The 14,166-nt window shown below is 60.1% G+C and carries 16 protein-coding genes and 1 pseudogene; 10 read left to right on the top strand and 7 right to left on the bottom strand.

The window, feature by feature from the left end:
* Positions 1–197 precede the first annotated feature (197 nt).
* Positions 198–353: a hypothetical protein gene (locus C2L64_RS54695; RefSeq protein ID WP_207633895.1), complete on the bottom strand. Its 156-nt coding sequence runs from the start codon at positions 351–353 to the stop codon at positions 198–200.
* 87 nt (positions 354–440) lie between these two features.
* Between C2L64_RS54695 and C2L64_RS56530 the strand changes: the two genes are divergently transcribed.
* Entirely contained in the window at positions 441–617 is a 177-nt protein-coding gene (locus tag C2L64_RS56530; protein WP_086910306.1) for a CheR family methyltransferase, read from the top strand.
* On the opposite strand, the gene C2L64_RS50355 is transcribed toward C2L64_RS56530, so the two are convergent.
* Together C2L64_RS50355 and C2L64_RS50350 are read right to left on the bottom strand one after the other, a co-directional pair.
* Positions 603–1,640: a GNAT family N-acetyltransferase gene (locus tag C2L64_RS50355; RefSeq protein WP_242684261.1), complete on the bottom strand. Its 1,038-nt coding sequence runs from the start codon at positions 1,638–1,640 to the stop codon at positions 603–605. The genes C2L64_RS56530 and C2L64_RS50355 overlap by 15 nt on opposite strands.
* Before the next feature lie 187 nt (positions 1,641–1,827).
* Positions 1,828–3,045 carry a GNAT family N-acetyltransferase gene (locus tag C2L64_RS50350; protein ID WP_086910304.1) on the bottom strand — a complete coding sequence of 406 codons (1,218 nt, stop codon included), beginning with the start codon at positions 3,043–3,045 and terminating at the stop codon, positions 1,828–1,830.
* A gap of 392 nt (positions 3,046–3,437) precedes the next feature.
* On the opposite strand from C2L64_RS50350, the gene C2L64_RS50345 reads away from it, so the two are divergent.
* The 5 genes from C2L64_RS50345 (at position 3,438) to C2L64_RS50325 (ending at position 7,811) form a co-directional block, all read left to right on the top strand.
* Positions 3,438–3,698, top strand: a complete 261-nt coding sequence (locus tag C2L64_RS50345) for a hypothetical protein (RefSeq protein ID WP_081498836.1) — start codon at positions 3,438–3,440, stop codon at positions 3,696–3,698.
* Positions 3,699–4,467: 769 nt separating this feature from the next.
* Positions 4,468–4,695, top strand: a complete 228-nt coding sequence (locus C2L64_RS50340; RefSeq protein WP_086917314.1) for a hypothetical protein — start codon at positions 4,468–4,470, stop codon at positions 4,693–4,695.
* Between the two features lie 270 nt (positions 4,696–4,965).
* Entirely contained in the window at positions 4,966–5,565 is a 600-nt protein-coding gene (locus tag C2L64_RS50335) for a hemerythrin domain-containing protein (RefSeq protein WP_086917313.1), read from the top strand.
* 105 nt (positions 5,566–5,670) lie between these two features.
* Positions 5,671–6,222 carry a DUF4142 domain-containing protein gene (locus C2L64_RS50330; protein WP_086917312.1) on the top strand — a complete coding sequence of 184 codons (552 nt, stop codon included), beginning with the start codon at positions 5,671–5,673 and terminating at the stop codon, positions 6,220–6,222.
* A gap of 248 nt (positions 6,223–6,470) precedes the next feature.
* Positions 6,471–7,811 (top strand): Nramp family divalent metal transporter, encoded by a 1,341-nt coding sequence (locus tag C2L64_RS50325; protein ID WP_086917311.1) that lies wholly within the window; start codon positions 6,471–6,473, stop codon positions 7,809–7,811.
* A 285-nt stretch (positions 7,812–8,096) separates the two neighbouring features.
* On the opposite strand, the pseudogene C2L64_RS50320 reads toward C2L64_RS50325, so the two are convergent.
* The 3 genes and pseudogenes from C2L64_RS50320 to C2L64_RS50310 all read right to left on the bottom strand — a co-directional run.
* A pseudogene (locus C2L64_RS50320) lies at positions 8,097–8,585 on the bottom strand (YciE/YciF ferroxidase family protein); the annotation flags it as partial.
* Positions 8,586–8,680: 95 nt separating this feature from the next.
* Positions 8,681–9,850 carry a zinc-dependent alcohol dehydrogenase gene (locus tag C2L64_RS50315; protein ID WP_086917309.1) on the bottom strand — a complete coding sequence of 390 codons (1,170 nt, stop codon included), beginning with the start codon at positions 9,848–9,850 and terminating at the stop codon, positions 8,681–8,683.
* Between the two features lie 230 nt (positions 9,851–10,080).
* Positions 10,081–10,965 carry a manganese catalase family protein gene (locus C2L64_RS50310; RefSeq protein WP_086908530.1) on the bottom strand — a complete coding sequence of 295 codons (885 nt, stop codon included), beginning with the start codon at positions 10,963–10,965 and terminating at the stop codon, positions 10,081–10,083.
* A 1,071-nt stretch (positions 10,966–12,036) separates the two neighbouring features.
* On the opposite strand from C2L64_RS50310, the gene C2L64_RS55590 reads away from it, so the two are divergent.
* The 4 genes from C2L64_RS55590 (at position 12,037) to C2L64_RS50295 (ending at position 13,539) form a co-directional block, all read left to right on the top strand.
* Positions 12,037–12,306 (top strand): hypothetical protein, encoded by a 270-nt coding sequence (locus C2L64_RS55590; RefSeq protein WP_242684260.1) that lies wholly within the window; start codon positions 12,037–12,039, stop codon positions 12,304–12,306.
* The gene (locus C2L64_RS55585; RefSeq protein WP_242684259.1) at positions 12,303–12,728 is read left to right on the top strand and encodes a cation:proton antiporter; all 426 of its coding nucleotides are present in this window, start codon (positions 12,303–12,305) and stop codon (positions 12,726–12,728) included. Before C2L64_RS55590 ends, C2L64_RS55585 begins: the two co-directional genes overlap by 4 nt.
* A gap of 72 nt (positions 12,729–12,800) precedes the next feature.
* Positions 12,801–13,100 (top strand): hypothetical protein, encoded by a 300-nt coding sequence (locus C2L64_RS50300; RefSeq protein WP_086917319.1) that lies wholly within the window; start codon positions 12,801–12,803, stop codon positions 13,098–13,100.
* Positions 13,101–13,188: 88 nt separating this feature from the next.
* Positions 13,189–13,539 carry a hypothetical protein gene (locus tag C2L64_RS50295; RefSeq protein WP_133062224.1) on the top strand — a complete coding sequence of 117 codons (351 nt, stop codon included), beginning with the start codon at positions 13,189–13,191 and terminating at the stop codon, positions 13,537–13,539.
* A gap of 231 nt (positions 13,540–13,770) precedes the next feature.
* Here C2L64_RS50295 and C2L64_RS50290 read toward each other — a convergent pair whose 3' ends face one another.
* Positions 13,771–14,073, bottom strand: a complete 303-nt coding sequence (locus C2L64_RS50290; protein ID WP_236674439.1) for a hypothetical protein — start codon at positions 14,071–14,073, stop codon at positions 13,771–13,773.
* Positions 14,074–14,166 lie beyond the last annotated feature (93 nt).

The following is a 14,166-nucleotide window of genomic DNA, read 5'->3' as shown; positions in this document are numbered from 1 at the left end:
GGGTATCCCTCGCAGGCACGCGTGATGTGCCTAGGGGCACACGCTTCGATAGCACCAGCGGCATTCGACATCGTTGAACAGGATTCGATGCGGCGTTTGCCAAGGGCCACGCAGCGGATTGGTCAGCGCATAAAGATCGCGACGGGCGAGCCGAGTGCCGAAGCGATATGCACTGGCCCCACTGTTGTTCGAGATGGTCACGGCCGCGCGCTCGACATCGCGGCAAACGCCCCCAGCTCGAACGCATCTGTGAGATCGTGCATGAAACGCCGAACGGACGGACCCGCGGCTTCTTCGATTAGCGTCCGTGCGAGTGAGGCTTCGGCGATACTGCCCGTCACAAGGATGTTCATGTCGGTCGCGCGCACGAGTCGCACCGCAGCCTCTCCGAAGCGCTCGGCCGGATAGCGACGCGACTCGGCGCTCGCGCCGGATGGACGATGTCATACGGTATGGCCGGAGGGGACCGCATCCGCGCGTGGTCAGTCGGCTGCGCAACGTGCGAGGAGGCATATTCGCTGGCAATGCTGTTGCAGGAACGTTCACTCAGGTCGGCCGAAGGTGTCTCGTTTCAGGATGGCCACACTTTCTCGCAACTCGGGTCAGAGATTTGCTGAGAACGCTTCCCTCGACCCGTGGAACACACCGCGCCGGATTGTTCTCGCAACGGAGTAGATCGTACCGAGCCGTTCTACGCCAAGCCGTTGTTTCAACGTTCCACCAAAGCCGCTTAAAAATGCGTAAGCGGCAGCGGTAGAGAACCCGTCAAAATCGAATGTCAGCTTGCGATCAATCGCTTCCTGGATCGCTGCCCAGATCAAAAGGCTGATTGCCCCGCCGGATGTGGTCTGTGAGCGGGACGAGAGGAGATAGTACATGTTGTTGCAGTCCCAGACGATGCCTATCACACCGGCCAGCTGTCCGCGCGGATTATATGCACCCAGCAGACGTCCTGCTTGTCTTTCAACGAAAGCGTTCACAAGTTCACGCATGATAAGAGTGCCATAAGCATTCGTTCGTGAGCGCGCCGCGAGATTCGCGTCATAGAAATTGAGAAACTCGCTCGGCCGTTCTATTGGCCGTACCGTCAGATGAGTGGCTGCATGCCGGATGACGTTGCGCGTCTTGCCGCTCATCCTTGCCCATGCCTCCGCTGGTGTGCAATCGGGTGCGATATGAAACGTATATCGGGCGGAAACGGAGAAGCCACGTAGTGCGAATGCGAGCGCATCTTTCACGCGATGGTCAAAAACCTGGAAAAAACTATCGAACCTCGGCAACTGCTCAATAAGGCGGCCTGTCACGTGCATGCGATGACGAAACTCGGCGGCAGGCCCCCCGGCTGCGATCGGCTCAATGACTGGACCGAGAGATCGCGTCAGCGGCGGCAGCCGCGAGACGCGCCACACACCTTTGCGAGCGAGATAGTAAGGCATTTCGCCCAGCACCCGCTTGCCGTGCATTACCGTCGCTGTGTGCCAGCGGCCATCTGTCGCAATGTCGAGCCACCAATGTTCATGGAAAATGGAGTAGGCTGCGGATGCCGCCGATCGCGAGGTAGAAACTGTCGCAGGCAACGGGGCGATCAGACTGTCCTCACAGCCTTCGTTGTGTAGCGTCAGGTAAGGTCCCGTTGCCATAAGAATGCACCTTCAGCGTAAGCAGAAATGATCGCGCGCACCCTGCAGGCGGATGATGCAGCGTGCGTCCGACGTGTATGACTGACTGGCGGTCCCCTTCGAACATCGGGAGCAGGAGTCAGAAGTGCAGCACAGCGTCGCGCATCGCAAGCAACATGGCTGCGCCAGGCTCTGCGAGCGCTCGCCTTCACCGCGCCCGTGAGCGCCACTGACACGCAGCGCGCGCCTTCGCGGACCGCAGGGCAGAAGCGGCTACCCGGCCCAGTCCACGTCGCACGCGGGACAGCTGACCGAGTAGCAACGCAAATTCTCCGAGCCGACCACGAGCAGTGAGCATTACCGTCGGCGTCCTGTGATGCGTTCGCCGGGTAACCCAGTAGGTCTTGTACTCGTTGTATAACGGTCGCATATCAAAGTCTCTACCGTTAGCGTGGGCCCACCTGGCAACGAACTCTGTCAGCAGATTGCCCACGGAGTAGCGGCTATAGGCTTCGTCATAAGTGAAGATCCAATATTCGACAGTGCGCGGCCCGACGAGATTGATCGATGCGCAGATCGGCACACCGTCGACCTTCACAAAGGTGACCAAAGGCACAGTCTCAAGGGAAGTTTTCGCTGCCAGCGCAATGAAGAAGTCCCGGACGCGGTCATCCATGAGATAGCTCGTCCTCAAAGCCCGTTCGAGCGCCCATTGCCGCTTGTTGGCAAACAGCCAGTGCAGAACCATGGTCGCGTCGTCGAGGTTCGTACACCATCCAAATTCGGTGTTCCCACTGGCGTTGAGCTTGTCTTTGTAACGTCGCAGGTTCCGCCGAAGCGATTGCGAGAGAGTGCCCAGGAAGTCTTCCCAGTGACTAAAGTCACGCAGGCTCGCCGAGAATCCCGGAAGCACGCTCAGTCGCTCGGGCAAGAGATTCTGTACCCATGACTGCGGAGCTGTCCGCAGTGCCTGCCACCACTGGCTGCCAACCTCGACGAATGGAATCTCAAGGACATCAGCCGGCGCATGCATGGCCGCACGGATGCTTTCCACGCACACCGAGGCCGTGGGCCGGCCCTTGAACAGCGGCCCCCCGTACTCTTCGTTATTCCCGCAGGTCAGTACACTAGCCACCCGCAACAAGCCTTTCCGCCTGATAGAAAGCGGCCACAACGCCACCAATGTAGTTGTGTCGTAGACCATGACAATGGCAACGAGCCCACCCTCGGCAATTACCCGTTTTGCCGCGAGTTTGCAGTACTGATAGTCAAGGCTCGGACTGCAGCTCTCAGATTCGGCCTGCAACTGCTGCCACTGAGCGTAGAAGGGTTCAAATGACGTCGCATTCTTAAGAAGATTAACCGCGTATCGGCCCTCCTTCACCCTATCCGCTGTCGATGCCCCGGTTGAGAGCTGTATGTCCATATCAAGCCACCCTTAGAATCGGCCGAGCCTCCGCGTCGTAACGAAGGTGCCAAAGAGCCCGACCATGTGCCTGTCATTACCGCGGTCTGTGCCGCTTCTCGATGCAATCTATGAAAAAGAATGAATAGCGGCTAAGCGCCTGAGGTGGCGTGCCTGGGCCGCTTCACTCACCAAGAGCATTCCCGGGTTTGAGCAAATCGTGTGCCGCAAGCGAGCCACGCGAAGGGTCGCCAACGAACACGTTGAGCGCGTCCTTGCACCGCATCGAGTTCGCATAGAAGCACACCGAGGTCCACGTATGCGGCATACAACGCGGTCGAACCCGTCAGGCACGCGAATTGCGAATTGTCTTTGGCTCGACCTTCGCATGCAGCACGGAAAGGGGAACTGCCATGACCAACCAACTCTGTGTGCCATACCGCGGCTACAGCATCGACGTTAAAGTCCAGGCAAACAACGTCGTCTCGCTAAGCGGCCGGGAATTTCGATATTACGTCTCATGGTCGATTCACGCGTCCGATCCTCGGGCCGCACCAACTGCGAGTTTTCCCGAACGACTTGACTTCCTGACCCCGGACGAAGCGTTTTCGTACGGTGAGCGCCGCGCCCATACCTTCATAGATGGCTGTATGAGTCCTTCGGACGCTGAATGAGTTGGGCACGCCGGGTCCCAAGCATCATGCTTGAGGCCACGCAATTCGCGCAGCCAAGATCTGCCTGATCGGCGCGCAGGCCCGGACACAGCGACGGAGTGTTCCTTGTTGAGGCATCTACCTGCGGTCGTGCTGAGGCAGCCACTGTTTCGCCCGCTTCAGTTCGCATGCGGTTCCTGCGTTTCCCGGCAAACCCGGAAACGTCGACAGGAAATCGTCGTAATGGAGACCCGTGCATGGCCGCGGCGAATCAGCGGCTATTGCCTATGACGGCGCCCGCCAGATCGGTTCCCAGAGGTCAGGTTTTCTGCGACACGTAGCGATAACCCGGCTCGATTGGCGGAGATTGGCTGCATCGCTGCGACAGCCGAGGGACAGGTCCGAAAAAAAGCCCGCGATGCACGCGGGCGAGTTCACACGGAGCCACCGTGGCAAAGCCACGGCGATGTCCTGATGTTGAGCATCTCGCATGCCGGAGCGGGCGAGATCAGTCTCCCCCTCCCTTCCGCTCGCGAAGTCAGGAATCGGCGGCACTCCGGCGTATGTCTGGAGTGAGTGCGTATAGCGCGTTTCCGGCTTCCGCCGGGCAATTTCATGGGTCATCAAAAACCTGGCGCCTCGCGGATTCCGGACCCAAAGCCGCTCGTAGACGATCTTCGCGCGCGCCTCTCCGTCAAATTCGTTATGGAATTTTCCCTAGCAACCGCCGGGCACGTGCAATGCGCGCCATGGTTACGAGAATTACCGTACAACGGTTACGGAGAACAAAATGGACATCATCAAGATCGCGCGCGAATCAGGCTTTGTTGTCCTGATGGAAGGCCGCATCGACCAGGATCAATACACGAGCGTCTGCGGGACGGAAGAAGCGCTGAAAAGCTTCGCCGAGGCTATGCAACTGGCCTCTTCGACGAAGGCGGTTCGCAGCATCAGATTCCGGCCAGCTTTGCACACGCCGGGGCCCGGGCGTTGGGCCAGTAGTTGTCAACGAGGTTGATCAGTAGCAGGCGCGGAACGTTATGGTTTAAGTCTGCGAAGGGGCTGCACGCGGCCAGCTTGCAAAAAAGCGCGGCGAGAAAGAGCGGCCTGCGTCAACCTTCGCGAAGTCCCCTCACAACGTGACGGATAGTCAGACTGACCTTCTCGCTCGCCGAAGGCGTAGATCCCGGAAAAACGTCAGTGCGCTCCAGACAAACCAGCCGCGGGAACGCTTGATGCTCCTTTCTTGCGTGGCGTAGCGGTACTTCAACCTATTGAGAGGCCATCCATGTCGACGCTCAACGGCCCGGTTTCGCCGGACGTAACGACCATGATCCGGCTCGATCACTCGCATGTTTTTCTCGCTTTTCATCGATACCGCAATGACACCGCCTGGTGGCGCAAGCGCGCGATCGTCAAGTCCGTGTGCCGGGCGCTGGAAATCCACGCGCAGCTTGAGGAAGAGATTTTGTATCCGGCCATAGCACGGATTGAGCCAGACAACGAGACGCTCAAAAAGAGTCGCCCTGAACATCAAGAGATGCGTGAAGTCATTAATAGACTACGCGCCCTGGGCCCAGAGAGCGCTGCATACGACGCGCTCTTCATGGAGCTGATGCGCGACACGATGCACCATGTGGCAGATGAGGAGACGACCTTGCTTCCCGTCGCCGAACGATCGCTGAAACACGAACTGCGCACGCTCGGGGCTGAAATGACACGTCGGCGCCTGGAGTTGCTTGGTGAGCATCCGATGGAAATAGCTTTGAACACCGCGGGCACCTTCCCCATTGCGACGGCCCTATTAGGGGCCGTCGTGGCTTGCGGCTTCATGAGCGTGCTCAGAGGGCGCCGCCCCAGGTCAACCCGCGCCGGCCGACTGCGCTGACTGACGGTCCCAGCTGTCGTCACCGCTGTTTTCCGTCGGCCATCCTCCAGCAAAACGCCCGCATTACATTCGCATCCGTCAGCTCAGCACCCAGGGAGAGAAAGCATGAAAACGAAGCATCTGTTTGTTCTTGCCGGCATCTTGATCGCGGGCCCTGCCCTATGCCCTGCCGGCCTGGCCCAGACACAAGCTGCCTCGACGACGGCTGCGAATCCGTTGTCTCAGGTCGATAAAGATTTTGTGCAGGCGGCGTCGATGTCCTCGTCAACGGAAATCGACGCAGCGAAGCTCGCGCAGAAGAACTCGGAGGACAAGGACGTGAAATCCTTCGCGCACCACATGATGCTCGACCACACCAAGCTGACCGTTCAGCTGAAGATGGCCGCTCCAAAGGGCGTGACGGTGCCAAAGGACAACTCCGACACGTCGATCCTTGATACGCTGAAGGCACTCAAGGGCAAGGAATTTGATCAGGCATACATTCAGAAGGTTGGGCTGGAGGGACACAAACAGGCTATCGCTGCATTCCAGAAGGAAATCGCGGAAGGCCAGGATGCCAAGCTCAAGAAGGCCGCGCAGGACGCAATGCCAACGATCCAGGAGCACTACAAACGCGCGCAAGACCTTGCAGCACAGAAGGGAGTGTCAGCACAGTAGATAGGGCGACCAGACGGCGCGTGGACTACCGCAGACGGTCCTCATCGCCGCAGCAATTGGCGCACGGCGCGCCAGTCACGCTCGGCGTTCGCATCGAAACGCCGGGCCACGCATAGCTCGCGAAACACATTCTATTGCCAGTCGGGCTTCAGGCCACGGGTGCCGAGAAACGCGTGGTGAGGCAGGTGGTGTCGGTGTCCCGTTCATAGCTGCAAGGGGTCGTGATAAATTCGTTAATCGCCAGCACTATGTCCGACCGTCTGAAATCCTGTTCGAACGCCGATGCCGGTGAGCTGGTCGCGCCAAGTTTGCCTGAGGTGTATCGGTCCGTGCCCATATCTGCCGGCCGCATAGGCTGGCGGCGCTTTTTCGCGTTCGTAGGGCCGGGTTATATGGTCTCCGTCGGCTACATGGACCCGGGGAACTGGGCAACTGACATTGCAGGCGGATCGCGCTTCGGCTACACGCTGCTCGCCGTTATCCTGCTGTCGAATCTGATGGCCATACTCCTGCAGGCATTGTCCGTGCGCCTGGGAATTGCGACGGGATGCGACCTTGCGCAGGCATGTCGCACTCGCTATCCGAAAGCACTCAGCAACGCGCTCTGGATCGCCTGCGAACTGGCCATCATTGCCTGCGACCTGGCGGAAGTCATCGGCACGGCTATCGCATTGCGACTGCTTTTCGGCATCCCGCTGATCGGCGGTGCATTACTCACCGCGCTCGATGCCTTCCTGGTACTGCTGCTCATGAGTCGGGGCTCTCGCTTTCTCGAGGCGTTTGTCATCGCGCTGCTGATGCTGATCGCCGCTTGCTTCACCGTGCAGATCGTGGCCGCTGCGCCACCCGTGGCTGCCGTGCTGCGCGGCTTCCTGCCTTCGGTCGAGATCGTTACGCACCGGGAAACACTTTACCTGGCGATCGGCATTATTGGGGCGACCGTCATGCCGCATAACCTTTACCTGCATTCGTCGGTCGTGCAAACGCGCGCCTACCCGAAGACGCGCGAGGGCCGGCACGAAGCAATCCGCTGGGCGACCATCGACAGTACCCTCGCATTGATGCTGGCGCTTTTCGTCAATGCGGCAATCGTGATCGTCGCAGCCGCAACCTTCCACGATGCTGGCCACACCGATGTTTCCGAAATCGGCGACGCATTCCGTCTGCTGTCGCCGCTGCTCGGGGTCGGTATCGACTCAACACTGTTCGCGCTCGCCCTGCTCGCATCGGGATTGAACTCGACCGTTACCGCAACACTGGCGGGGCAGATAGTGATGGAGGGCTTCGTGCAGTTGCGTATGCCGGCCCGGGCGCGGCGGCTCATCACGCGCGGCCTCGCGATCGTACCCGTGATCGTTGTCAACGGCCTCTACGGCGATCGCGGCACAGCCCACCTCCTGGTGTTGAGTCAGGTAATTCTGTCGAGGCAACTGCCATTCGCGGTGATCCCGCTGGCGCAATTCGTTTCGGACCGCCGACTGATGGGTTCCTTTGTCATCGGCCGGTGGACGAAAGTACTCACGTCGGGCGTCGCGAGCCTGATCGTCATTCTCAACGGAAAGCTGCTCATCGACATGATTGGCGGTTAGCGCGGCAGATGGAATCGCTCAACGGCGGTTCTTGAACACAGATCGCGATTCGCATCGGTGTCCGGTTATTGGCCTAGAGGAAGACATGAACCCTTCTTCGGCAGATAACGAGAGCAGTGAGCCCACACAGCATTCGACCAGCTGAGCCTGAAGAAGTGGGCGTCGCGACAGGCGACCGGGCATTTGCAATCAGCTGGCTGCTGCCGAAGAAGCCAGCTGATCTGAGATCAACGCGCGACATCGTCGGCGTGGCATCGGCCCGACGACGTCGGGTGGTAAGGCGGCCCTCGCCTTCACGTTGCCCGCTCTCTCGGCGAACTGGGTAAGCTTCATATCGGTCGCTTTCTCCTCTTCGAGTGTTTCCTTCAATAGTTTGACGGCTTCCGTCAAACCCAGCTGTTTGCCGATCGCACACAGGCTGCCGTAGGCTGCGATCTCATAGTGTTCGACTTTCTGTGCCGCGGCAACGAGCCCGGCGTCGAGCACCGCGCCTTTTTCGATCTCGTCGATGAGTTCATCACCCTCTTCGATCAACCCTTCCATTGCGACGCACTTCATGCGCTTGAGCTTGATACCGCTAACCTCCACAACCTGATCGATACGCTCCACTTGGCCTTGCGTCTCCTCCAGATGCGTCTTGAACGCGTCGCTCAGTTGTGGATCGGATGCGGCGCGAGACAGCTTCGCGAGCGCTCTGGTCAACCGCTTCTCCGCGCTGTAAATGTCCGACAACATATGGACAAAAAGATCATCTACCGTTTTACGTTGTGCCATGTTGTACCCCCTTCGGTTGGAACTTCATTATCGACAGCCAGCGTTGCTGACTTCCGGGCTGTGAGGAGTCGGTCCAGGCACGCCCGCCCCGCTCCTCACGGTTTCAATACCACCTTGATGCAGCCGTCTTCCTTGTCGCGGAACGTCTTGTACATACCGGGCCCGTCCTGCAGCGGCACAGTGTGAGTAATGACGAACGACGGGTCGATCTGGCCTTCCTGGATACGGCGCAGGAGATCATCGGTCCAGCGGTTGACGTGGGTTTGCCCCATCTTCCAGGTCAGTCCCTTGTTCATCGACGCGCCGAACGGAATCTTGTCGATCAGACCGCCATAGACACCGGGCACCGACAATGTTCCGGCCGGGCGGCAGACATAGATCATTTCGCGCAGCACATGGGGACGGTCCGTCTCCAGCATCACCGCCTGCTTGACACGGTCGTAAATCGCGTCGAACGAGCGAGTTGCGTGTGACTCCATGCCGACGGCATCGATGCACTTCTCGGGGCCTTTACCGCGCGTCAGTTCCTTGAGCCGTTCGAGTACGCTTTCTTCATCGAAATTGATGGTGATTGCGCCGCCGGCCTTAGCCATGGCAAGCCGCTCTGGCACGCGGTCTATCGCAATGACCTGCCTTGCGCCGAGCAGCACGGCGCTGCGGATTGTCATCTGTCCGACGGGACCGGCGCCCCAGATCGCGACGGTATCCTCCTGCTGGATCTCACAGTTCGCCGCTGCCTGCCAGCCCGTCGGAAAGATGTCGCCGAGAAAGAGGACCTGTTCGTCGGTCAGCCCGGGCGGGATCTTCACGTGCGTGGTGTCCGCCATCGGGACGCGCACGAATTCGGCCTGCCCGCCCGGGTAGCCGCCCGTCAGATGCGAATAGCCGAAAAGTCCGGCTGTGGTATGCCCAAACACCTTGTCTGCCTTGTCCCGGTTGCGATTACTGCGCTCGCAAACAGAGAAGTTCCCACGTCGGCACTGATCGCAATCCCCGCAGAAGATCGTGAACGGCACAACCACACGGTCACCTATCTTGAGCTTGTGGTTGTCCCTGCCTACTTCGACTACTTCACCCATGAATTCATGTCCCATGATGTCGCCGCTTTCCATTGTCGGCATGAAGCCATCGAACAGGTGGAGATCGGATCCACAGATCGCGCACGAGCTCACTTTCACAATCGCGTCGCGCCCTTCCTCGATAACGGGATCCGGAACCGTGTCACACCGGATGTCATGCTTGCCGTGCCAACGAAGCGCTCTCATGTGCTTCTCCAGGGGAATACTGCGAATGGTCGGGGCGCAACACGCCGCGTGCCGTTTAACAGCAACGGCTATTCCAGACAGTCACCGGACACGCCTTTCAGAGATCCGCATTGGCTGGCTGCGTGGAGCCGCGGAGGCGGTCCGCGCATTTCGGCGCTGTTGCCGCACGGGGATGCCAGCACAGAAGCGGTTCGCTGCGGTAACCGTCCGCAGCGAACCGCGTTTAATCCTTATTTCTGTACTGCCGCCTCCTGGTTCGCGCCGAGATCGGCGCCAGTGACAGGATCGCTGTCAGCCGCAGAGGCGGTGCGCGAAGCCATCGCGCTTAACAACTCGACCTGTTCAGGGGATACCTGAACGCTGGCAAGCCCATCGCCGCCGTCGACCGCCGGCTCGGGCCTCTCCACGAACTCCCAGCCCGGGCCCTGATTCCACGGCCCACGTGGCGCATCACCGCCGTCGGACATGTTGTAGTAGACGTTGGTGAACTCCGGCACGCCCGGCAACTTTCCTTGTGGAAAGTTTGGCTGGATCGAATGCAGGGCTTTCTCGAACGATTTCTGATGCGCGATCTCGCGGGTCATCAGGAACCCGAGCGCTTCCTGAATACCCGGATCGTCGGTCACGTTAATCAACCGTTCGTAGACGATTTTTGCGCGCGCTTCTGCCGCGATGTTCGATCGCAGGTCGGCCGTCGGCTCGCCGATCGTGTCGATGTAGGCGGCAGTCCACGGAACTCCCGCGGAGTTGGTCAGCGCTGGGCCGCCGCCATACAGCAACGCCGTAACGTGCGAATCATTGCCGCCGCTGGTAAGTGATCGGTAAAGTTCGGCTTCCTGTTCGACGCCTTCGGCAAGCTGGCCTTTCGCGCCCTTGTTGAGCATCGCGACAATCGAACCAATGATTTCCAGATGGCTGAGTTCTTCCGTCGCAATGTCGAACAGCATGTCGCGTCGGCCCGGATCCTCCTCGCTTACCGCCTGCGTAAAATACCGGCACGCCGCCGCCAGTTCGCCTTGCGGCCCACCGAACTGTTCGAGCAGCAGGTTGGCGAGCCCCGGGTTGGGCGCCGCGACGCGTACGGTGTATTGCAGTCGTTTGTTGTGAACGAACATGGTTTTCTCCAATAGATGTGACGGGACCTCTCGCGACGCGCTTCACACCCATGGTGGGCGGAAGAACTTCGCATCTGGAATGACTGGACTTGACTGGCTGTGCGGACCGAAGACGAACGCAGGAGGTGCGGGATGCCATCGAACCGGTCTCAGAGCGGTGGCTCTGGCGTGATTGCGCGCAGGAACGCAAGGCTTCAACCTGCGCGACTGGTTTCGCATGCGCCGTGCCACGTGTCGTGCGGGAAGTAGTCCGGCACATCACGCTGCGAATTTTTACTTTGGATTGCCAATAATGCATGCCACGTAATGGGCGGCACCGTCTAAGCCACTGTGGTATGGCGATTGCTTTTCTCATCGTCAAGCCACCCGGAGCGCCATCGTGAGACGCTTAAACACTTCCCTGCTGTACATGCAACTGCTGATCTGGAGCGCTGCTGTCGCCTGCTCCTTGATGTAACCCCCCCGCCTGTAACGTCCCGCCGCACCGGGATGTATGGCGCGCTGACGTTTGCGCACGTCGTGCCACTGCGGGCGAAGGACGGTCAGCCCGACGACAGTCGTCCCTTCTCGGAGATGCTGATGGAAGCGCTCGGGTTCTTCCTCGTTGACGCGCTGCTCGTAGCGATGGCGCTTGGGCCGCGGACTTGTCGCCCGCCTGCCACTCAGCGGCGCGATGGGGCTTCCTGATTGGACAGGGCGTGCACGAACCTGCTGCCGTCTCGCTCGACAGCGATGTACGCACGCTAAGAGTTGTGGGTCAAACGGGCCTTGTCGTCTCGTTGATGGCGATCGGCATGCACCTGCATCTGCCGCTACGTGATCCATTGTGGCGACTTCCACTACGCCTCTGCTTGCCCGCGATGCTTGCAACCGTCGCCCTCGTTGCTGGAGCCGGCCTTCTCGGGGGCGGCCTCGCCCTTGGGCCAGCGCTCGTACTGGCGGCAGCGCTCGCACCTACCGCCCGTGCTTGCGAATTAACTTCGCGTCAGGGAAGCCGGCGATGACGAACCCCTGCGCTTCGCGCTGTCCGGCGAAGGTAGGTGCAACGACGGGTCGGCCTATCCCGTTGCGTTGATCGGCCTCGCTCTGTGCGGCTGGCCGAGCCTGGGCAGCGATCGTCCCGCGACTGGCCTGATGGGGCTTTGCTATGGCGCCGCGTTGCTTGCGCACACATACGCCTTCGTTGCCGTGTTCGCCGCTGGCGTCGCGCTGCGCCATGAAGAACTGGACGCAAGCGGCAAGCAGATGCCGTCGGAGGCGCTCGCTGATGTCGAGCGCAGCCACAAACAGGAGGCCCGCCACCAGTCCCGAACTGCCACACGCGTACATGGCAGTCGATGATGGCGATCGCGGTGGAAATTGAGCGTATCGTCGAATTCGGACTGATGCTTCCGGTCGGCAACGTCATTTCCGCCCACTGGCGAGAACTGCTCGACTGGCATGCGATCTGGCCAGTGCTGTTCCTGCTTTTGGTCGCCCGGTCGATTGGAACCGCACTTTCGCTCTGCGGGTCGACCTTCGACCGCCAGCAGCGGATCCTGACGACATGGATGGGCATTCGCGGAATCGGTGCGGTCTATTATCTCCTGTTTGCTCTCGAGCACAGCCGCAGCGCCCTCCGTCCTCTCGCGCCTGCGATTCTCGCCACCATTGTCATATCGGCATTCGCGCATGGTTGCAGCGCGACGCCCGCGCTGAAGCGTTACATGCGCACGCGCGTCACGAAGGGCTCCGGGCGGGATTTCCGCACACCCGAAGCTTAGCGCGCCGGCTCACTTAACAGGCAGCCGGCCCGGCGTTACACTTCATCCATCGGCATGAGAAGCTTGCGGGTGATGACGATGATCCGTTATCTGCAGAGCAGTGGACGTGTGGGCGGTGTCACGGTCCAAACGCCGTGCGGCGAGATGCATGTGATCGCGCTGTGGCGGCTGTTGACGGCCGCGGGCGCGAATATGCGGGGCGCCTGTACGGGCTGTTTGCGACACGGAGAGTTTGAGCGCATCACGATCAGCTTCGAGCCCCTCGACCAGGAGCAAGCGGACCTGATCTTGGCGAAACTCGGGGCGGAGGCGTGGATCACCCACGCATTGCTTCACGTCCTTGCTCCAGAGATCGACGACCGGCCAGGCTAGTGACGCGCGTGCCCCCGCCCACCACGAATTTCTGCCGAAGATTGCATTCGAGCTTGATCCAGTCATCCGAACGACCGAGCAGTATGGCATGTCCACGCGCTTGCCGATGATACCTTCCAGCTTCATCTTGCAGGCCGACCAGCAGCGAGGCATGATCCTCAGCAAAGTCATCCGGGTATCTGAGAAGGGGGCTCTTCATGCTTTCCATCAGGTCAATGAGCGATGCACGCCCGGCGTGCAGCGGCTGCCCGTGGATGTCCTTTCCATTAATCCATGGCAGATGGAAGACGAACAGGACGATGTCAGCCGTGCTGCGTCGATCGAAGGCGTTTTGCAGCGCGCCGAAGTCGGGCTTTCCTGTTGGGTCGAGCACAACCGCTTCGGCGTAGTGCGACGCAACACTGACCGGGATCGCCGCCAACGCGCGCCTCAGACGTGACATCCGTGATGTCCAGTCGTGGCCGTTCCGGCGATCAAATTGACCCCCGCGTTCTCGATTCGCACCATCACCAGATAGCCGTCGAACTTGGTCTCATACGACCAGTCGCCGGTAGACGGATGATGCGCAACCAGCGTCACCAGTTGCGGCTCGATGAGGGCAGGTATGTCCCCGGGTGCCGCGGCGGGAGCGGGCGCACGCGATGATCGGCCGAGCCCCAGTGTCCCACTTCTACTCTCCAGCGTCGGCAGGCGGTTCTTCCGACAGCCAGTTGTGCACTTCAGGGCGCACGCTAAACATCGGCGCCTCTATCCATGCCTCAAGCCACGATCGCCAGTTTCTCCACTGCGCGTCGTCCATGGCAAATTCTTCATAGCAGGTGTCCGGCGGCGCCGCGCAAATCAGTACGTAGGCGACCGCATGGCCGTTCCAGTAAGCGAGCAGTTCGTCGGTCAGATCAGCCGTCACGCCGGTACCGTGATCGCGCAATATGGTTCCGATCTTTTGCTCGAATTCTTCGCGCGTCATTGCCATTCTTCCTCCTGGGTTGATAGCACACCGCATAGGAGCGCGTGTATGCAAAGCCAGCATCGCGTGCGCCTGCTGCACAACGCCAGGGTTTGCAGT

It is taken from the genome of Paraburkholderia hospita, assembly GCF_002902965.1.
In the GTDB taxonomy this organism is placed as follows: domain Bacteria; phylum Pseudomonadota; class Gammaproteobacteria; order Burkholderiales; family Burkholderiaceae; genus Paraburkholderia; species Paraburkholderia hospita.
This window is presented reverse-complemented; position numbering and strand designations above follow the sequence as displayed.